Source organism: Flavobacterium lipolyticum (assembly GCF_020905335.1).
Lineage (GTDB): Bacteria > Bacteroidota > Bacteroidia > Flavobacteriales > Flavobacteriaceae > Flavobacterium > Flavobacterium lipolyticum.
Genome location: NZ_JAJJMN010000001.1, coordinates 1789086 through 1809926, shown reverse-complemented (window position 1 = coordinate 1809926; position 20841 = coordinate 1789086). Strand labels below are relative to the sequence as shown.

Genomic DNA, 20841 nt, shown 5'->3' with positions numbered 1-20841 from the left:
TTTAGATTGCAAAAATAGGCATTTATTCTTTATTTCAAGGTATTTAACACTTGCGGAAATGCTAAATCTTTCTAAAAATAAGGGATTTTAGACTGAATTTAATGAATTTCGCGATTGTTCTTTTGAGGGACTACTCCTGGCACAGAAAATTAATGTCTTCTAAAAGACGTTTAATTTCTTCTTTATTTGTTCCGTCATAAAAACCACGAACACGTCTTTTTTGATCCACCAAAACAAAATTCTCGGTATGCACCATATCGTAAAGCTGATCAGGACGTCCGAGTTTTACAGCCAGATATGATTTTCGTGCCATCGTATAAATTTCTTTTTTATCGCCCGTAACCAGATTCCATTTACTGTCGACCACAGCATGTTTTATAGCATAGGCTTTCAGTACGGGAATACTGTCAACCTCAGGAAATACGGTATGAGAAAGCAGCATCACTTTCGGATTGTTTAAAACTGCTTTTTGAACATCCTCCAGATTGGTCGTCATTTTTGGGCAGATTGAACCGCAGGTGGTGAAAAAAAAGTCGGCCACATAGATCTTTCCTTCGTAATTCTTCTGGGTAATAGTATCTCCATTTTGATTCACAAACGAAAAATCGGCAATTGTATGGTATTTGCTTTTATATTGAACCGTGCTGTCTACCAGTTCCGGATTTACATCGGCAGGATTGTAAATAGGTAAAGTTTTTTGCGGTTTTAAAGCCGAGTAAAATAAAGATATAGTAACGGTTGAAAATACAATAAGAACAATAAAGAATTTACGGTATTTGTATAGAAAAGATTTCATAAAAGCAATTTGGGGGCAAAAATACGAAAAGCACTTCTCAAAATCCTAAGAGAGCTTAGTTTTTAACAGGTTATAAGGAGTGAAATAAGGCTGAAAGCCCAAAAGCATGAGCATGACGCAACTCGCTATGAATGATAATGATGATAATAATACCCAAAGCCCTCAAAGGGCTAAAGCAGATTGACACCAATAAACAAATTTTTATTTTTTGGTTTTCCGAATAGTCTTGTTTACCAAATACAGTCCTGTTAAGGTTACGATGGTACCAATCGCGATCGCCTGCGTAAGGGTTTCTCCAAAGATGAACGAGCCTAAAATCATCGCAACAATTGGATTGATGTATACATAAATACTGCTGATCTCTGTTGGAAGATGCTGCAGCGAATAGATAAAAGCGATGAAAGTTAAAACCGACCCAATAAGAACCAGATATGCAATAGACCACAAAGAAGGCAATGGAATTTCGCTTAGGGGAATATTAACTCCTGCAGCTTCCGTAACTCCAAAAAGAAAAATACTGGAAATCAGCATTTGCAATCCTAAACTGAAATAGGGGTTAAAACTGGATGCTTGTTTCTTTGTTTCGAGTATTCCGAATGCCCAGGTTATGGTAGAAGCCGTCATCAGTATAATTCCAAATTGAAAATCAGGTCGGAGAAAATCAGAGATATAGTCCATAAAAATAATACAGACCCCTCCAAAACTGATCAGGATGCCTATCAAAGCCATTTTGGCAATTTTTTGACCGTTAAAGAAGTTGATGATAATAATCCAGATCGGAAATAAAGCACTAATGATCGCTCCAAGTCCACTGCTCATGTATTTTACACCCCAGGTGCTTAAACCGTTGCTGCATACAAAATTCAAAAAGGACAAAATTAGGATCGTACGCCACTGTCTGCCTTTTGGCCAGGGCTGTTTTTTCAGAAGAAAATATCCGACATATAAAATTCCGCCTAAAAACTGACGAATGGTGGCCAGCTGTAAAGCAGGCATGTGTTTTACGCCTTCTTTAGAGGCCAGCCAGGTGGTTCCCCAAAAAAAACTTACCCAGCATAAAGCCAAAATCGGTAATCCGATAGCTTCAATTTTTCCTGAAACGGCATTTTGAATTTTTGCTTTCACTTTTATTTCAATTCGGTGTAACAAATATTCGAAAAAGTATTCTAATATAGAGTTAAAAACCGATGATAAAAACATGAAAATATTTGAGAAGATCTATTTTGATGTTATAATATTGGAGTTTTTACAATTATTTTAAAAAATTTAACATTACGTTCCGGATATTAGGAATACGTTTGTACAACCACCAAAACTTAAATATAAATGAAAAGACAATTTAGCAGACCTTTGTTCTGCGCCCTTTTTTCAGCAGTTTCATTTACAGCAGTCAATGCTCAGAATGCAACTTCCAAAGAACCAGGTATTAATGTTTCGTACATGAATCCTAAAATCAGTGCCGGTCAGGACTTTTTCCAATATGTAAACGGAACCTGGCTTGACAAAACTCAAATTCCTAATGATCGTACCACATGGGGAAGTTTCAATGAGTTGATCAAAAAAACGGATAAAGACGCGATGTCTATTCTGAAAGAGGCTTCTAAAAATCCAAAGTACAAATCAGATACAGACCAGGGTAAAGCCGTAAACTTGTTTTCAACAATTTTAGATACAGTTGGGAGAAACAAAGCGGGTATAAAACCGCTGCAGCCTTACTTTAAAAAAATTGATGCGATTAAAAATGTTGCTGATCTTCAAAAATACCTGACTGAAATCGGACAGGAAGGGAATAGCGTATTTTTCGGAATTTATATTGGCGCCGATGAGAAAAATAGTTCTAAAAACTCCGTAATGCTTTATCCAAACAGATTAGGATTGCCGGATCAGGATTATTATATCTCTGAGGATAAAGATTCTAAAGAGAAGCGTTCAAAATATGTACTTCATTTGGCGAGAGTGATGCAGTTTACTGGCGAATCGCCGGAAAAAGCAAAGCAAAGTGCTGCCGGAATTTTAGCCTTAGAAACACAATTGTCAAAACCAAGACTGAATCGTGTAGAAAGCAGAGACAGTCGTTTGCAATACAATCCAATGACCGTTGCTGAACTTCAAAAATTAACGCCTGCTATTAATTGGGATGCTTATCTCTCAAGTCTTGGTTTGGCAAAATTGCAGAGTATAGTAGTGACGGAGCCTAAATACATGAAAGCTTTACAAACTGTTTTTACAGAGAATAAAGTAGCACTTTGGAAAGAATACCTGAAATGGGATTTGCTTAACTCTTATTCAAGTGAGTTGTCAACAGATTTGGAGACGGCTAATTTTGATTTTTACAGCAAGACCTTAAGAGGTGCGATCAAACAATTGCCACGTGAAGAAAAAGCATTGCAGGTGGTAAATTCAAGTGTTGGTGAAGCATTGGGTAAGTTATATGTAGAGAAAGTGTTTCCTGCTGAAGCAAAAGCAAAAGCGGTAGACATGATTCATAACGTAATTCAGGCATACAAAACCCGTATTAATAATTTGACCTGGATGTCTGCGGCTACAAAGATAAAAGCGATTGAAAAACTGGATAAACTTACTGTAAAAGTAGGGTATCCGGATAAATGGAAAGACTACTCGGCCCTTGAAATTAAAGGTGTAGCTGAGGGAGGAAGTTATTTCGAGAATATGGTAAATCTGTCTAAGTGGAATTTCAAAAAAGGAATCGACAAATTATACAAACCAGTTGATAAAACCGAGTGGGGAATGTCGCCACAGACTGTAAATGCTTATTTCAATCCATCGTACAACGAGATTGTATTCCCGGCAGCAATTTTACAGCCTCCGTTCTACAATTATCAGGCAGATGAAGCAGTGAACTACGGAGGTATCGGAGCGGTTATTGGTCATGAAATCTCTCATGGTTTTGATGATTCAGGCGCACGTTACAATGCCGAAGGAAACCTGGTAGACTGGTGGACACCGGAAGATTTAAAACAATTTACGGCACTTGGTACCGCTTTGGCAGATCAATACAGTGCTTTAGAGCCTTTACCGGGTATTCACGTTGATGGTAAATTTACATTAGGCGAAAATATCGGTGATTTAGGTGGTATTAATGCTGCTTACGATGGTTTGCAGTTGTATTTAAAAGCGCATGGGAATCCGGGATTGATTGACGGATTTACTCCGGAGCAACGTTTCTTTATCTCATGGGCAACGGTGTGGAGAACCAAAACGAGAGACGAAGCCCTTAAAAATCAGGTAAAAACAGATCCGCATTCACCTGGAATGTACAGAGCTGTTGTTCCGGTTCAGAACGTAGATGCCTTTTACGATGCTTTCGGAATTAAAAAGGGAGACAAAATGTATGTTGATCCTGATAAAAGAGTAAAAATCTGGTAATAAATAAAACCATAGAAAACGACGCTAAATTAGCGTCGTTTTTGATTTCTGTAAAGATCTTTATCTGTTTTTTTCTCATGCAGATTTAGGAGATCTTTAATTTTAAGGATGTACTATAAAAATAAAGGAGTGTAAACCATCTAACTAATCATGGGTATAGAAGCAGGCCATAGTCTGAAGGCATTCCGGGAGTCAATTTTATGTGAAAAATTTAACATGACGTTTGGAATAATTAGAATATGTTTGTGTATATACTAAAAACTACAAATAAAAATGATCAAACAACTACGAAAACCAATGTTTTGTGTTGTTTCTGCAATGGTTACCATTACCGCAGTAAACGCACAAAGTGCAAAACCAAAAGAGCCCGGTATCAATCTGTCTAATATGAATACCAAAGTAAGTCCGAAAGAAGATTTCTTTAAGTATGTAAACGGGACCTGGTTAGACAAAACTGAAATTCCTGGTGATAGAAATTCCTGGGGAAGTTTCAATGAACTACGTCAGAAAACGGACAATGATGCACTTGCTATCTTAAAAGAAGCATCAAAAGATCCTAAGTACAAATCCAATACAGATCAGGGTAAAGCGATTGCTTTATTCAATACGATTTTAGATACTGTTGGACGCAATAAAAGAGGAGTTACACCGCTTCAGCCTTTCTTAAAAAAGATCGATGCCATTAAAAATGTAACAGATCTTCAAAACTTCTTTATCGAAATGCAGCCACAAGGCGGTATTGGTTTCTTTGGTGTTTTTGTTGGTGCTGATGCTAAAAACAGTAACAAAAACACGGTTAACTTAAGTCCGGGTGGTTTAGGATTATCGGACAAAGATTATTACAACGCTGATGATAAAGATTCAAAAGAAAAACGTGAGAAGTATGAAGTACACGTTGCCAGAATGTTACAGTTTATTGGTGAATCTCCTGCAAAAGCAAAAGAAAGTGCCAAGCAAATTCTGGCTTTAGAAATTGAATTGTCTGCTCCAAGATTAGATCGTGTAGAGCGCAGAGACCGTAGAAAACAGTACAATCCAACAGCAATTGCTGATTTAAAAAAGAACACGCCTTCTATCCAATGGGAAAAATATTTTACCGGAATTGGAATGGCAAAATTGGATAGTGTAAATGTGGCGCAACCGCGTTATATGATCGCTTTAGAAAAGACATTTTCGGAAAAGAAAGTAGAGGCCTGGAAAGAATATTTAAAATGGTCTTTATTAAACAGAACCGCTTCGACTTTGAGTACAGATATCGAAAATGCTAATTTTGATTTCTACGGAAAAACGTTGACAGGTGCTTTAAAACAACGTCCTCGTGAAGAAATGGCGTTACAGGTAATTAATACTGCTACCGGTGAAGCCTTAGGAAAATTGTATGTAGAGAAATTATTCCCTGCTGAAGCAAAAGACAAAGCAAAGAAAATGATTGCTAATGTAATGTTAGCTTACGAAAACAGAATTAATGCATTGCCTTGGATGTCACAACAAACCAAAGTAAAAGCCATTGAGAAATTGAAGAAACTAACCATTAAAATCGGATATCCTGATAAATGGAAAGACTATTCAGCATTAGAGCTTAAAAATGTAGGGGAAGGCGGAACCTATTTTGACAATATGAGAAGCATCTCCAAATGGGCTTATGCTGAGAACCTGGCTAAATTAGGAAAACCGGTTGATAAAACAGAATGGGGAATGTCTCCACAAACGGTAAATGCTTACTTCAACCCATCTTACAACGAGATTGTTTTCCCGGCAGCGATCCTTCAACCGCCTTTTTACAATTATCAAGCGGACGAAGCTGTGAACTACGGTGGAATTGGAGCAGTAATCGGACACGAGATTTCTCACGGATTTGATGATTCAGGAGCACGTTACAATGCTGACGGTAATCTTGTAGACTGGTGGACTCCGGAAGATTTAAAACAATTTACAGCTCTTGGAGCAGCCCTTGCAGCACAGTACAGCGCTTTAGAGCCTCTGCCTGGAATTCACGTAGATGGTAAATTTACTTTAGGTGAAAACATCGGAGACTTAGGTGGAATTAATGCAGCTTACGATGGATTGCAATTGTATTTGAAAGCCAATGGAAATCCGGGATTAATTGACGGATTTACACCAGAGCAGCGTTTCTTTATTTCATGGGCTACGGTTTGGAGAACGAAATCAAGAGATGAGGCTATAAAAAGCCAGGTTAAAACAGACCCGCATTCACCTGGAATGTACAGAGCTGTAGTGCCAATTCAAAATGTTGATGCTTTTTACAAGGCTTTCGATATTAAAAAAGGAGACAAAATGTACATTGATCCTGATAAAAGAGTTAAAATCTGGTAACAGAAAATCCATAAAAAACGGCGCTAATTTTAGCGCCGTTTTTGTTTTTGTATTTATGAGATCGCAATAAATATATCTACTGCCGCATCTTCAGGATTTTGAGCCTGTTCCCCGTAAATTTCAAAATCTTCGGTATAAAGTCTGTCTAAATCCGAGTTCCAAATTTTCATCCATTCGTTAATCACAATACCATCGGCCAGATTGCCTTTGGCTGTAAACTTTTGGTAATGAACTCCGGAGATTGTTTTGGCAACCATTCCTTCCGGGATAATAGTTAGATTTTCTACTACACAGCCCAATATAGTGGTATAAGGACGTGTATAATCCTTCTCATAGTCCGTATAGATACAATAGATCGCATTACTAGTTTTATTGGGAATTTTTTGAAGAATTCCTTCTGACATAAATCGATTCCAAAGTGCCGGAATATCTGTTCCCGATTGGCCATTTTCGTTAGTCGTTCGTATTGAAATACCAATCACATTGAATTTTTGTTCCATCTTAGCTGTTTTTTGTTAAGCTGTAAAGGTAAAATGTTGCAATGACAACAGTATGTCAGCAGGAAGCAATAATCTTACTTTAAATGGCTGTAAATATAGGTTTCAATCGCTTTTAGTTCTTCATCCGACATCGCCTGTGTTACCGGGAAATTAGTTTTCATAACGGCAAACTGACTCGGATCAACAATAGGCTCGGCATTTCCTTTCAGGAAAGTAACAATGTCTCCGTTTTTGTCTTTGTATATTTTGGCTATTTCCTGAATACTTGGGCCAATTACTTTTTTGTCCGGCTGGTGGCAGGAGAAACAATTTCCCTGTCCTTCAAAAATTTGTTTTCCAAATTCTTCCGGAGTTTTGGCTTTTGCTGTTTCTCCTTCTGAATAGGCTTCCGTTGTAGTTTCAACTGGCGTTTCTGCAGTTTCTTTTTTACAGGATGCAAACGCTAAAACGGCTGATAAGAATAGTATTTTTTTCATATTATTTATTTAGTAAGACTGCTGCTTCTTTTGCAAAATAGGTTGTGATAATATTGGCACCTGCGCGCTTAATGCAATAAAGTTGCTCTAACATAATTTTGTCGTGATCAAGCCACCCTCTTTCTGCTGCGGCCTTTACCATAGCGTACTCACCAGATACTTGGTAAACAGCAACCGGTACCTGAACGGCATTTTTTACTTCACGAACAATGTCTAAATAAGCAATTCCCGGTTTTACCATAACGATATCTGCACCCTCTTCAACATCTAATAAAGCTTCACGAATTCCTTCAATTCGGTTGGCATAATCCATTTGGTACGTCTTCTTATCTTTTGGGATATTTTGAGAATCTACAGGAGCAGAATCTAATGCGTCACGAAATGGTCCGTAAAATGCCGAAGCATATTTGGCACTGTAGCTCATGATTCCCACATTGTGATGTCCGTTTTCTTCCAATGCTTTTCTAATAGCTAAAACCCTTCCGTCCATCATATCACTTGGTGCAACAAAATCGGCTCCGGCTTCGGCGTGGCTTAAACTCATTCGGGTTAACGCATCAACCGTAGGATCATTCAGAAGCTGTCCGTTTTCTATAATTCCGTCATGACCATAAATTGAGTAAGGATCGAGAGCCACATCCGGCATTACAATCATTTCAGGAACAGCATCTTTTATCGCGCGGATGGTTTGCTGCATCAAACCGTCTTTGTTCCAGGCTTCGACACCTTTGTTGTCTTTTAAATGATCGCTGATTTTTACGTAGATGTTCACCGCTTTAATGCCTAAATCCCAGGCTTCTTTTACTTCTTTAATGGTGTTGTCGAGAGAATGACGGTAAATTCCCGGCATAGACGGTATGGCTACTTTTACATCTTTTCCTTCAGTAACAAACATCGGAAGCATAAAATCCTGTGGACTTAAACTGGTTTCACGAACTAAAGAACGAATGGATTCATTGGTTCTTAAACGGCGGTTTCTTTGTAATGGGAACATAAAAATTTAGATTTTAGATTTTAGATTTTAGATTGCAACCCATTTCTTCGAAATATGATGGAGAATCCTACTTTCTAAAGTGTATTGTTTTTTGTTTTTTTGAAGATTGTGTTACTTTTTAATAAGTGGCACAAAGTTAAAGAAAAAGGAACAGAATTAGGCATTTAGCCTCCGGTGGAATCCGTTAATATTATCTAAAAATTTGTGGAATATGGCAGTTACATCTTCGTTCGTTAAGTTTTAAAAGCAATTGGTGATCTAAATTTAGAATTAACTTTCAGACTCTGGTTTTTTTGAATATTTACCTATAAATTTGTCTAATGAAGAAATTTCTCGCATTATGCTGTTGTTTACTGCTAACCAGCTGTTTTGAAATAACAGAAAGAATCAAACATCACGACGATCAAAGTGGAGAATACACACTCATGGTTGACTTTTCGAAATCATGGTTTAAGACAAAATCGGCCATGTGGATGGAAGAGGTTGATGGTGTAAAAATCCCAAACGAACAGGAAATCACCAAAAAACTGGAAGATTTTAAAGTCAAAGCCTTAAAAATTGACGGTATTACCAATGTAACCACTAAAACTGATTTTAATCAGTATGTTTTTATTATCAAACTCAATTATGCCAATCTGAAAGCACTCAATGCTGTTGTTAATACGATAAACAATCAGAGCAATCAAGTTCATTTTAGCGGCAATACCAAAAGTTTTGAAAGGATCGCCTCTTATCCGGTTCCTGAAAAAGTAGTAAAAGATCCAAAGAAAAAGGAAGATCTGGAAGCGGCAAGTATTACAGCGATTTATACTTTTGATAAAGATGTTAAGGCCGTAGAGAATCCGAACAGTAGAATTTCACCAAACAAAAAGACCGTTTTCTTAAAACAAAGTATGTACAGCGTACTTAAAAAATCGGCCCTAATGAACAATACAATCCAATTAACCCCTTGATTTATGAAGCAATTTTACATTTTATTTTTAATATTGGCCACCCATTTGACTTTTGGACAGATCAATTCAAAATCCTACGATTATTTTGTGCAGTTTAACGGAGATCAGCTTTCGAAAAAAGTAAGCGTTGATCAAGTATTAAATCATCCGTTAATTAGTAAATACAAAGAAGGTAAAGCCAGTCTCGATCTTAAGAAATATACCGCTCTTTTTAAGTTGGATCAAAAGATAACCGTTCATGGTAACTTCACAGACAGTATTCCGTATTATCAGGTGACACTTCCGATTAAAAACAAAGAAGCAGTGAAGCAGTTTTTAATTGAAGAGCATACAAAGAATAAAAACACGGATTCAGTTGAGGTTCCCGTAATTCAGGATTATGGCAAATACGCTGTTTTTACACCAAAATATCAAAAGACTTCATTTGTCTGGAACGATAATTATCTGGTGTTGATTGAATTGACTAAAAAATACAAGCCAAAATCATACGATTGGGAAGACAGAACGCAGGATTCTATTGCGATAGATGAACCTTATCAGGAAACTTCAACGGAAACAACAGCAGAACCTGCGCAATCGGCTGAAGAGGCTGCGGCGAGTGCTGCAAAAGAAACAGAAGAAGCTGTAGCGGTGTCTAATGCCGAATACGAGAAAGCAGAGGCCGAGTTTAATCTTTTGCAGAAAGAACAGCAAAGCCTTTTTATCAAGTCACTATTCGAAAATGGATTCATGGCTCCGGTTTCAGAGAAGGTAAACGCCGCGGCAGATATTTCGTCCTGGCTGAATTACAGTTCGGCGATGACCAGTTTAAATTCGGCTTATGGTCTTTTATCGAAATTCACCAGTTACAATAAGTTTTTACCCATGCAGAATAATGCGGCAAATATGGTAAAAGGAATTAATCTGGATTTTTATTTTGAGAATGACAACGCCCGTATTGAAGAAGTGATTGAATATGCTGAACCAATGGCGGCTATTGTGGGAAAAATGACGGACAGAAAAATCAACAAAAACATTTTTAATTATTTTCCGGATGAAAAACCTTTAGGATATATGTCTTATCATATCAATACGAAGGCGGCACTGGAAAAATTTCCAACGTTAGTGGCAGATTTATTTCAAAGTCAGTATTTAGTAAAAGAAGACTTGACCATTATTACGGATTTAATTTCGACAATCGTGGACGAAGAAGCTACAGCGACACTTTTTGATGGTGATTTAAGTATGTTTTTGTATCATGTAAATGAAGTTGAGGTAACTAAGAAAATATATGGGTATGATGAAAATTATGAAGAGAAGATCACAGAGGAAAAAGTGAAGAAGAACATTCCGTTATTCTCTATGGTATTTACTTCAACCCATCCTACTTTTGGTGATAAGTTAATCCAATTAGGACTGCGCAAAAAATTCCTGGAACAAAAGGGAGATTTTTATGAAATTTTTGGAACGGAAGACTATGGAACTATTTTTATTAAAAAAGACAAAGATGTGGTTATGATAGCCAATACTTTAGATTATTTTAATGACGGAAAAGGAGTTTTTGTTAAGGAAGCAAAAAAGGAATTAAAGAAAAATTACATCTCCGGAAAGTTAAATTTTGCAAGGGCATCATTTGCTTATGAGAATTCTGGTAAAGCAAAAGGAAAAGATTCAGAAAAATTGAAACGATTGTCAGAGCAGTTTAGTGATATTGCCGTGCAGTCTCCTAAAAAACTGATCGATAACAAATTGAAATTTGAGTTGAAATTAAACGCTTTAAAATCAGATAAAAATATCATCTTGCAAACGTTGGACTTAGCAGAAGAATTGAGTAAATAATCTAAAGCTTACTATAAAACTAAAATCCCCGAAAGAGATCAAATCTTTTTCGGGGATTTTTTTATTCTGATTTTAAAGGATTGATGCCTCATAAATTCCCTTAATGGATTTTTCAAGTTTTGTATTAAATTCATCATCAGACTGGCCAAATGTTAATCCCTCAGAAAGTGCTCGCGAGAAGCTGGCAATCAATCCGTGATTTAGAGCCAGTTTTTGGTTGGCCTCTTCCTGCGCATAACCTCCGGACAATGCCACTACACGTAAGACATGCGGATCAGACATTAATTCTTGGTAAAAATCATTTACGGTTGGAATCGAAAGTTTTAGCATTACTTTTACTTCTTTGTCCAGTAAATTAAGCTGCTTGATGATTTCTGCTTTTAGAATTTCTTCTGATTTTTCTTTGTCGGTGCTATAAATATCAACCTCCGGTTCAATAATTGGAACAAGGCCTTTGTTAAATATTTGAAGTCCTACTGCAAATTGTTGTTCAACGACTTCGCGAATTCCCGTAGCATTGGCTTCTTTGATTACAGAACGCATCTTGGTTCCGAAAACATTGCGTTCTACAGCGCGAGTTAACAATTCGTTCAGATTAGAAATGGGTTTCATGAGTTGTACCCCGTTTGCGAGCTCAGCAAGACCTTTGTCTACTTTTAGAAAAGGAACGATATTTTTATGCTCCCACAAATAATCCGCAGTCCATTGCCCGTTGATTTTGCGGTCCATCGTATTTTCGAACAAAATAGCTCCCAGAATATATTCGCTGCTAAAGGCAGGACTTTTAATAATTCGGGTTCTCATTTCATGCACGAGGGTGTACATTTCTTCTTCGTTTGTATAACTGCTTTCCTGTACACCGTATTGTGCTAATGCTTTTGGTGTACTTCCGCCACTTTGATCTAATGCAGCAATAAATCCTTTTCCGGTCTGCATGCGGTTCAATTGTGTGGTATTCAATGCCTCTCTCTTTTTCATAATAATGATTTTAAGATAAATTACTTATGTTGAATCCGTTTGTTGTAACTCATTCGAACACATAGAAATATAGATTTTGCATCGATAAAAAAGGCGTTACACTTCATTTAAATACACATATCCGTCTATTTGAAAGAAATAGATTTCTTTTTTTGTTCTCTTTTTTAAACCTATAAAATCTATGTTTCTATGTGTTAAATTAATCTTTCGTATTATGCCGATGCAGTTTATGTTGAGTGTTTTTGCTGCCGTTTTTTCCGGACAATTTCAGAACGTATTAAAGTCCGGTTTTCTGATTTATTTTTTCGTAAACCTCTTTTACTTTTTTCGGAGGATCAAAACGATAGCCAATACTTAGCTTTAAAGTTGAAATATTGTCATTCAATAGGGCATCCGTATTGTTGTTCTGAATGAAATTAACCGTGTTTAAATTCACAAAACCGAAAAAACGATCCCTATTGTAGGCAAGCTTTAAATTAAAGTCTAATTCAAGCAAAGCAGAGGTTACTTTATCGATATTGTTAATTCCTGCACCAACTGCGATTCCTGCACCAATTAAAACGTGATCACTTATCACAAAATTATAAAAGTAGGAGGGGGCTAACGAAAAAACATAAATTTCGCCATCTGAAGAGTCTGGCGTATTGTTCAGATTGATATTGGTATAATAAAAGGAGAAAGTCGGAATGAAACTTCCGGAGCTTTTGGTCTGCCATTCGTTTTGGTTGACTAATGTTTTATACGAGAAATTATCATTAAAGATGTAAGATGTCGCTCCTCCAATTTTGGTGGTGCGCATATGCGGATAGGCGATCTGAAAGTTTTCATCACCGACATAAAATCCTTTTTGATTGATAAAAGTAAAAGATTGCATCCACTTTTTAAAATAAAAACGGGTGTTGAAACTGAACAGCTTGGAGCCTGAATTGTCTTTGTTTACAGTAAAAAATTTCGGTGCAAAGCCAAAACTGATGTCTATAAATTTGTAACTTAAACCGATCCCCAGTTGTTCTCGTCGATTGGGACTTAATTCAAAATATTTTTTTTCTCCTTCGGAATCAGAACCAATCTGAAAATTGTTTGATGTGTCTAAATAATAAACAGTGCTGGTGACTTTATCGTCATAAGACTTAAAATAGGGGTTGTGCGATGTATCATTTTGAGCAAAACACCCTAAAAAGCTAGCGAGGAATACGATATAAATCAGCTTTAAGTTCATTGGTTTAAAATTGCAATTATCTGGAATTTAACAAAGAGGAATTACTATTTTTTAATATGTCACCCCTTCGGGGTTTAAAAACTAAATCTACAAAAAAATATATAAATATGTCGTCCCGTTGGGACTCTGATATGTATTGGTTTAGATTTTTTTGAGGTATTGTGTTAGTTTTAGAATTCCATTATTTTTTACAGAGCTCCGAAGGAGCAGTATATCTATAGAACATGAGCATTAGATTTTTTAAGCTCCGGAGGAGCGATATATTTATTGCGGTATGTTTGTAATGATATATTATTCGTTAACATCGTCAAACAAATATTCGTTTTTAAAATCAACGTTAAACGATTTCAAAAAACCGATATATTCCTCTTTGAATGTTTTTGTTTTGTGATGCTCTTCTTGATTTTCAATGTATCGTATAACATTTGTCAAATGGGAATGACTGTACGAAAAGGCTCCAAAGCCGGCTTGCCATTCAAATTTTCCATTTACCCACTTCCTGTCATTTATGAATTTTGAAGAATTTGCTTTAATATCTCTTACTAAATCTGATATCGACTTATCTGGTTTTAATCCAATCAAGATATGAATATGATCCGGCATTCCGTTAATAGCAATTAGTTTTGACCTTTATTGCTAATAATACCGGTCATGTATTTATAGAGTTCGTCTTTCCAATTTTTGGAAATCAGATTTTGCCGGCCTTTAACGGTGAAAACAATATGAATGTATAATTGAGAATAGGTGCTTGCCATACTAACAGATTTTTATAGATATCGTCCTTATGGGTTTAAAGACTAAATCTACAAAAATCTATTGATGGGATGTTATTTTTTGAAAGAAATTTTCTACAGTAAAATAAATAGACTCTATTGCAATTCAATCCAGTCAACTGGATTCTCTAACACCTGAATCAATTTTTCCTCAACACTTCCGGCTTCTGCATGATGATCGTAAACCCACTGCACATGTGGAGGTAAACTCATTAAAATGCTTTCAATTCTTCCGTTGGTTTTCAAACCAAACAAGGTGCCTTTATCATGAACTAAATTGAATTCGACATAACGACCACGGCGGATTTCCTGCCAATTTCTATTTTCGGCTGTGTATTCCAGATTTTTTCTTCTTTCTACAATCGGAACATAAGCTTCCAGGAAACTGTTCCCCACTTCGGTTACAAAACTGTACCAGTCTTCCATTGACATGGTTTCGGTTGCTTTGCAATAATCAAAAAACAAACCGCCAATACCTCGTGCTTCGTTTCGGTGAGCATTCCAAAAATAGGCATCACATTGTTTCTTATACTTAGGATAGAACTCCGGATTATGTTTGTCACAAGCCGTTTTACAGGTCTGATGAAAGTGAACAGCATCTTCTTCAAATAAATAGTAAGGAGTTAGATCCTGTCCGCCGCCAAACCACTGCTGAATTACTTTTCTTGGACCTGTACTGGACGAAGACGAAGTATCATACATTTCAAAGTAACGCCAGTTCGCATGAACTGTTGGAGCCATTGGGTTTTTAGGATGAAGAACCAGACTTAACCCGCAGGCAAAAAAATCGGCTTCGTCTACATTAAACATTTTCTGCATGGCCTCCGGCAGTTTTCCGTGAACGGCCGAAATATTGACACCGCCCTTTTCGAAAACGGCTCCGTTCTCGATTACACGTGTTCTTCCACCGCCACCTTCGGGACGTTTCCAAAGATCTTCGCGGAATTTTGCAGTTCCGTCAACCGCTTCTAATCCGGCACAAATCTGATCTTGTAATTGTTGTATGTAAGCGTAAAATTTATCTTTCATGGGTATTGTATTCTGATTTGAGTAATCCAAAGTAAACAACATCCTCCAGTGTTCCGTCGCTGTTTTTGAATTCGTCTCTTAATATTCCTTCTTGTTTAAAATGATGTTTTAAAGCGATCTGCTGACTTGCCTTGTTGATTTTTGAGGTACAGATGAATACTTTATTCATGTTTAAAGTATTGAAGCAAAAATCTAAGGTTTCGGAAACCATTTTTGAAGTAATACCTTTTCCCTGATAATCCTCATCAATAAAATAGCCCAGTTCACATTTTGAAATGCGATTGTCAATGCTTTTGATGCACAAATAGCCAATTAAAGCATTGGTTTTGTTGTCTCTCGGATAGAAAAAATATCCTTCTTTATGATTTTCTTTGTCTTGGTTAAAAGCAAGAAACTGCTTTGTTTTTTCGAGATCCGGACAGTAAGAAAGTGTGACAGGAAACGTTTTTTGAATGTGGTCTCTATTCTTTTCGATGAGGTGGTAAAATTCCTCAGGAAGAATATGGGCAATCGTATCTGTTTTCCAATCTGTAAAAACCATTAGGATCTGTTTTTGGCCGAAGCAATTTTAGTATTTATTCCGAAAGAGAAAACCTTACTTTCTTGTTGGATATATTCATAAATAGCCAAAGCTTTATCGATAAGATTATAATTTTCAGCCTTAGAAAGTTCGATTAAAATATCCCCGAATTGTTCTAAATGTTCCCAATCAAAGTGAAGCTGCATTAATAATGCGATCAAATCTTCATTTTTTTGATGTGATAAAGTTTCAAAGTCTAGCCTGATTTCTTTCAGCTGATTTTCAATATTTTCTTTTTCCGTATTACTAAAAGGATAAGGAACAAAAACAAGTGATCGTAACGTCTTGAGGACGTTATCAATTCTTATTTTTTCTTCGTCTCTTAAACCTTTGTTCAGCATTTTTTTAGTTTTTGGCCTCAGTCCCAGTTTTCGGTCTCAGTTTTCAGTTTGCTGGTAGGCAGCTGAAAACTGAGACTGCGTACTGAAAACTAGTTTCCGTATTCTTTAACCGCGTCAATAAACGCTTTAGCATGATCTACAGGGATATTTGGTAAAATCCCATGACCTAAATTTACGATATATTTGTCTTTTCCGAATTCGTCGATCATTTCGTGAACCATTTTTTTGATGGTTGGAATTGGAGAAAGTAATCTTGAAGGATCGAAATTACCTTGTAAAGTAATATTTCCACCTGATAAATAACGAGCATTTCTAGGAGTACAAGTCCAGTCTACACCAAGTGCTGAAGCTTTACTTTTACCCATTTCGCCTAAGGCAAACCAGCATCCTTTTCCGAACACAATAACAGGAGTAACTTCTGCCAACGCATCGATAATTTGGTTGATGTATTTCCAGGAGAATTCCTGATAGTCAACCGGAGAAAGCATTCCTCCCCAGGAATCAAAAATCTGAACGGCATTAACCCCCGCTTTTACTTTTTCTTTTAAGTATAAAATCGTCGTATCTGTAATTTTTTGTAATAAAGTGTGTGCTGCAACCGGGTTTGAAAAGCAAAATCCTTTAGCAGTATCAAAACTTTTAGAGCCTTTTCCTTCAACAGCATAACAAAAGATGGTCCAGGGTGAACCCGCGAAACCAATTAAGGGCACTTCGTCGTTCAGCATTTCTTTAGTCAGTTTAATGGCATCAAAGACATATCCTAAAGTTTCATTTACATCCGGCACAAAAACCTGATTTACCTGCTCCATTGTACGAATCGGATCCGGAATAATTGGACCTAAATTGTCTTTCAATTCTACATGAATACCCATTGCACGTGGAACCACTAGAATATCCGAGAATAAAATAGCAGCATCAGGAGCAATTCTGCGAATAGGCTGAACAGTAATTTCGGCAGCCAGTTCCGGAGTTTCACATCTGGTGAAAAAATCATATTTATCACGTAAAGCTCTAAATTCAGGTAAATATCTCCCAGCCTGACGCATCATCCAAACAGGTGGACGTTGAACGGTTTCTCCTTTTAGTGCTTTTAAAAATAGGTCGTTTTTTAACATTGTTTTTTTGCTTTAGGCTTTAAGCTTTAGGCTTTAAGCGATGTTTGTTTTTTATTTTTTGTGTTTGCTTGCAGCCTAGAGCTTAAAGCATACGGCGATTATTTATATTCTTGTAAAACATCTTCAATCACATCCTCAACGGTAGGCTGATCTGCAATAACGATATTTTTGGTAATTTTTTCTAGAGCTTCCGCAGTAGTTTCACCAATGCAAAAGCAGATTTCTTTTTTAATCGAATTCTCTTTCAGATAACTTTGTACACCTGATGGACTGAAAAACAGAATAGCATCAATAGGAGTCTTTATTTTCTGAGGGGTCAAAGAAGTATTATAAACCTGAATTTCATTGAATTTTAGCTCCGCTTCTTTTAAGGCTTTGGGTAAAGTTTCTCGGCGAAGATTTCCGCTGAAAAAAGTATAACTTTCACTGCGGTATATTAAAGTGATAATTTCGGCTAAATCGGCAGCATAACCAGTGTAAGCTACTACATTGAATCCGTTTTCTGATAAGAGGATCTTGGTTTTTAAGCCAACGCAAAATACATTTTTACTTTTCAGTTCTTCCGATTTGGGATGGGAGAGAACACTATGAACGGCATTCTGACTTGTAAAAATCAAATTATCGTTGAGGTCTTTTATTTCGAAAGGTTTGTTTTCGGTTTGAATAAAATCGGCTTCAACAACTTCAAGATGAGCGGCTGTTAAGGCTTGTCTTTGTTCAGTTGAAAGCTTTTTTGTAGATACTATTTGAATGGATTTACTCATTATTTCTTCAAAGATTCTTTAATGGCTTGCATCAATTCTGTTCCGCCGTTGTTTAGAATTTCCTGAGCAGCAAAGAATCCTAGTTTTTTCCACTCTCCAATTTCGACAGTCTTGTTGATTTCCAGTTTTTGTTTTCCATCAACCGAAAGTAAAACGCCCTGAAAGTGAAGTGTGTCCTCCTCTTCATTATAGCGAACCAAAGCCCCAATTGGCGCCGTACAGCCTCCTTCCAAAGTTCTTAAAAATTGACGTTCGATATAGGTGCAGATTTCAGTTTCAATATCGTTTAATTGTGATAGAGCTTCAAGGGCATAATTGTCGTTTTCCATGGCCACAACCACCATGGCCCCTTGTGCCGGTGCGGGAATCATCCAGTCCAGATCGATATAATTTTCCGGTTTTAAGTTGATACGCTCCAAACCTGCTGCAGCAAAAACAGCCCCGTCCCAGTTATTGTCCTGTAATTTTTGCATACGGGTATTTACATTTCCGCGTAAATCAACAACAGTATGATTGGGGTATTTGTTGAACCATTGCGCCTGACGACGTAAACTTCCGGTCGCTATTGTACTTGGATTGGCAAAATCAGGATTTCCTTTATGAACCAGAATATCAAGAACATTGGCTCTTTCTAAAACTGCTGCCTGAACAATACCTTTTGGTAAAGCTGTAGGTACATCCTTCATCGAGTGAACGGCAATATCTACGTCACCATTAATCATAGCAACATCTAAGGTTTTGGTGAAGATTCCGGTGATGCCAAGCTCGTAAAGCGGTTTGTCAAGGATAATATCACCTGTAGATTTTACTGCAATAATTTCGGTTTTATAACCAAGATCGTTTAGTTTTTTCTCGACAGTGTGTGCTTGCCAAAGTGCTAATTCGCTATCGCGGGTTCCAATTCTGATTGTTTTTTCTGCCATTTTTATTTTTTAACCATTAAGATATTAAGGTTCATTAAGCTTTGTGTTGATTTTTTAAGGTAATGAAGCTGTTAATCTATTAGCCTTGTAAAATATTCATTTACAAGTGGTTTTATTGATTTTGTTATATTTAAAGTGTTGAAATTAATTAATAGTCCTTGAGGTCTCTGTAATAATTTCATATAAGTTAATAATTGTGCTTCGTGAATAGGTAATAGATTTTCTATTGCTTTTAGTTCAACAACTACACAATCATTAACAAGCAAATCTATTCTTAAATCAGATTCCAACTCAAGATTATAATATTCTATTTTAACACTCAGCTGCTGTTTAACATCGTATCCATTTTGTTCTAATTCATATTTGAGGCACTTTTCATAAATGCTTTCTAAAAGTCCCGGGCCTAAGGCTTTATGCACTTTTATAGCAAAACCGGTAATTTCGTAAGCCAATTGAGTAACCTCCTTTTTTGTCATAGAACTTTTTGTTTGTAAACCATTATGATATTAAGTCATAGCTAGAATTAAAAACGCGAGATCCTTAATATTCTTTAGGTTATTTTTTTACGTAAAAACTTAATTCTCTTAATGCCTTAATGGTAAAAACCTTAAGAGGCTTTTATTTTGAAGACCTTTTCGATCCATTCGATGCTTTCATCAACCATGGTATCGTCGTCTTTTAAGTGATTGGCAAAATGAGTAGTGATTTTCTGAATGATTCGGTTACTGATAATCTCAGCTTGTTCCTCATTAAAATCAGCAATTTTTCTGCTTTGAAAATCTAATTCCGAGTTTTTAATCGCGTTTAGTTTTTCTTTCAAAGCATTAATGGTAGGAGCAAATTTACGGCCTTTAGTCCAGGTTATAAACTCTTCTTTAACTTCCTCAATAATGGCTTCGGCGGCAGGAATATGCAGTTTTCTGTTTTCCAGCGTTTCATCTGTCAACTGTGATAAATAATCCATGTGAATCAAGGTCACGCCTTCTAACTCCTCAACATTTTCATTAACGTTTTTCGGAATAGATAAATCCAGAATCAATAAAGGTTTTTTAAGATTGAGGATAGCTTTGTCAACCGTTGGGTTTTGAGCTCCGGTTGCTACCACAACTACATCGGCTTTTTGAAGCTCAAGATGTAATTCGGAGTAATCCTTAACGATAAGATTCAGTTTTCCGGCTAATTTCTCTGCTTTGTCTTTCGTACGGTTGATTAAGGTGATGTGTTCGTTTTTAGTATGTTTTACTAAATTCTCGCAGGTATTTCTCCCTATTTTTCCGGTTCCGAAAAGCAGAATGTTTTTGTTTCCGATATCTTCTACATTTTTAATAATGTATTGTACCGACGCAAAAGAAACCGAAGTAGCTCCTGAACTGATTTCTGTTTCGTTCTTGATTTTTTTACTCGCCTGAATCACAGCGTTTACCAGTCTTTCCAAAAAAGCATTGGCTAAACCCATTGATTTCGAATGGGTAAAACTGGTTTTGATTTGAGAGATAATTTCAAAATCACCTAAGATCTGACTGTCTAAGCCGGTTCCTACGCGAAACATATGATTGATCGCCTCCTGATTTTTATAAACGAATCCTACTTTCTGAAAAGCATCAACAGATCCGTTACTATTATCGCAAATTAACTTTATTAATTGAAAAGGATGTTCTGCAAAACCGTAGATCTCGGTTCTGTTGCAAGTCGAAGTGACAATTAAACTTTCTATTCCCTCTTTTTTAGCCTGTTCCAACAAATGTGTTTTGGCAACTGCATCCAGACTAAATTGACCTCTGACCTCAGCATCAGCTTTTTTATAACTCAGACCAACTGAATAAAAATAAAGGTGTTTCGGTACGTTATTGTTTTCCATAAA

General features: G+C 36.6%; 19 protein-coding genes and 1 pseudogene. 4 read left to right on the top strand and 16 right to left on the bottom strand.

The window, feature by feature from the left end; all coding sequences use genetic code 11:
• Positions 1-130: 130 nt before the first annotated feature.
• Positions 131-796, bottom strand: a complete 666-nt coding sequence (locus LNQ34_RS08055; protein ID WP_229999168.1) for an SCO family protein — start codon at positions 794-796, stop codon at positions 131-133.
• A gap of 201 nt (positions 797-997) precedes the next feature.
• A complete protein-coding gene (locus LNQ34_RS08050) occupies positions 998-1996 on the bottom strand; it encodes a DMT family transporter (RefSeq protein WP_255664252.1) in 999 nt (332 codons plus the stop codon).
• A 126-nt stretch (positions 1997-2122) separates the two neighbouring features.
• Here LNQ34_RS08050 and LNQ34_RS08045 point away from each other — a divergent pair, with 126 nt between their 5' ends.
• Both LNQ34_RS08045 and LNQ34_RS08040 read left to right on the top strand, forming a co-directional pair.
• Positions 2123-4183: a M13 family metallopeptidase gene (locus tag LNQ34_RS08045; protein ID WP_202700757.1), complete on the top strand. Its 2061-nt coding sequence runs from the start codon at positions 2123-2125 to the stop codon at positions 4181-4183.
• Between the two features lie 273 nt (positions 4184-4456).
• Positions 4457-6517, top strand: coding sequence for a M13 family metallopeptidase (locus tag LNQ34_RS08040; protein ID WP_202700758.1), 2061 nt, complete (start codon positions 4457-4459; stop codon positions 6515-6517).
• A 53-nt stretch (positions 6518-6570) separates the two neighbouring features.
• Here the strand turns inward: LNQ34_RS08040 and LNQ34_RS08035 are convergent, their stop codons facing one another.
• The 3 genes from LNQ34_RS08035 to hemB all read right to left on the bottom strand — a co-directional run bounded on the left by LNQ34_RS08035 (position 6571) and on the right by hemB (position 8487).
• Positions 6571-7017, bottom strand: coding sequence for a GyrI-like domain-containing protein (locus tag LNQ34_RS08035; RefSeq protein WP_202700759.1), 447 nt, complete (start codon positions 7015-7017; stop codon positions 6571-6573).
• 74 nt (positions 7018-7091) lie between these two features.
• Positions 7092-7493, bottom strand: coding sequence for a c-type cytochrome (locus LNQ34_RS08030; protein WP_229999166.1), 402 nt, complete (start codon positions 7491-7493; stop codon positions 7092-7094).
• Between the two features lies 1 nt (position 7494).
• Complete coding sequence (gene hemB, locus LNQ34_RS08025) at positions 7495-8487, bottom strand: porphobilinogen synthase (RefSeq protein WP_202700761.1); 993 nt, start codon at positions 8485-8487, stop codon at positions 7495-7497.
• Between the two features lie 320 nt (positions 8488-8807).
• On the opposite strand from hemB, the gene LNQ34_RS08020 reads away from it, so the two are divergent.
• Positions 8808-9440 carry a hypothetical protein gene (locus LNQ34_RS08020; RefSeq protein WP_229999164.1) on the top strand — a complete coding sequence of 211 codons (633 nt, stop codon included), beginning with the start codon at positions 8808-8810 and terminating at the stop codon, positions 9438-9440.
• A gap of 3 nt (positions 9441-9443) precedes the next feature.
• On the top strand, positions 9444-11258 hold the full coding sequence (locus tag LNQ34_RS08015; protein WP_229999161.1) for a hypothetical protein: 1815 nt from the start codon (positions 9444-9446) through the stop codon (positions 11256-11258).
• Positions 11259-11330: 72 nt separating this feature from the next.
• On the opposite strand, the gene LNQ34_RS08010 is transcribed toward LNQ34_RS08015, so the two are convergent.
• The 11 genes and pseudogenes from LNQ34_RS08010 to hemA form a co-directional block, all read right to left on the bottom strand.
• Positions 11331-12218, bottom strand: coding sequence for a fructose bisphosphate aldolase (locus LNQ34_RS08010; protein ID WP_230000585.1), 888 nt, complete (start codon positions 12216-12218; stop codon positions 11331-11333).
• A 295-nt stretch (positions 12219-12513) separates the two neighbouring features.
• Positions 12514-13455, bottom strand: a complete 942-nt coding sequence (locus LNQ34_RS08005; protein WP_202700764.1) for a DUF4421 family protein — start codon at positions 13453-13455, stop codon at positions 12514-12516.
• Between the two features lie 291 nt (positions 13456-13746).
• A pseudogene (gene tnpA, locus LNQ34_RS08000) lies at positions 13747-14210 on the bottom strand (IS200/IS605 family transposase).
• 114 nt (positions 14211-14324) lie between these two features.
• Complete coding sequence (hemF, locus tag LNQ34_RS07995; protein WP_229999156.1) at positions 14325-15257, bottom strand: oxygen-dependent coproporphyrinogen oxidase; 933 nt, start codon at positions 15255-15257, stop codon at positions 14325-14327.
• Positions 15247-15798, bottom strand: a complete 552-nt coding sequence (locus tag LNQ34_RS07990) for a GNAT family N-acetyltransferase (RefSeq protein WP_202700767.1) — start codon at positions 15796-15798, stop codon at positions 15247-15249. Before LNQ34_RS07990 ends, hemF begins: the two co-directional genes overlap by 11 nt.
• Positions 15798-16178, bottom strand: coding sequence for a hypothetical protein (locus LNQ34_RS07985; protein WP_229999155.1), 381 nt, complete (start codon positions 16176-16178; stop codon positions 15798-15800). The genes LNQ34_RS07990 and LNQ34_RS07985 overlap by 1 nt, the downstream gene beginning before the upstream one ends.
• Positions 16179-16267: 89 nt before the next feature.
• On the bottom strand, positions 16268-17293 hold the full coding sequence (gene hemE, locus LNQ34_RS07980; RefSeq protein ID WP_017495819.1) for a uroporphyrinogen decarboxylase: 1026 nt from the start codon (positions 17291-17293) through the stop codon (positions 16268-16270).
• 98 nt (positions 17294-17391) lie between these two features.
• Positions 17392-18057, bottom strand: coding sequence for a uroporphyrinogen-III synthase (locus LNQ34_RS07975; protein WP_229999154.1), 666 nt, complete (start codon positions 18055-18057; stop codon positions 17392-17394).
• The gene (hemC, locus tag LNQ34_RS07970; protein WP_070906283.1) at positions 18057-18980 is read right to left on the bottom strand and encodes a hydroxymethylbilane synthase; all 924 of its coding nucleotides are present in this window, start codon (positions 18978-18980) and stop codon (positions 18057-18059) included. The genes LNQ34_RS07975 and hemC overlap by 1 nt, the downstream gene beginning before the upstream one ends.
• A gap of 71 nt (positions 18981-19051) precedes the next feature.
• A complete protein-coding gene (locus LNQ34_RS07965) occupies positions 19052-19456 on the bottom strand; it encodes a GxxExxY protein (protein ID WP_229999153.1) in 405 nt (134 codons plus the stop codon).
• Positions 19457-19587: 131 nt separating this feature from the next.
• The gene (gene hemA / locus LNQ34_RS07960) at positions 19588-20838 is read right to left on the bottom strand and encodes a glutamyl-tRNA reductase (protein WP_202700772.1); all 1251 of its coding nucleotides are present in this window, start codon (positions 20836-20838) and stop codon (positions 19588-19590) included.
• Between the last annotated feature and the right edge of the window lie 3 nt (positions 20839-20841).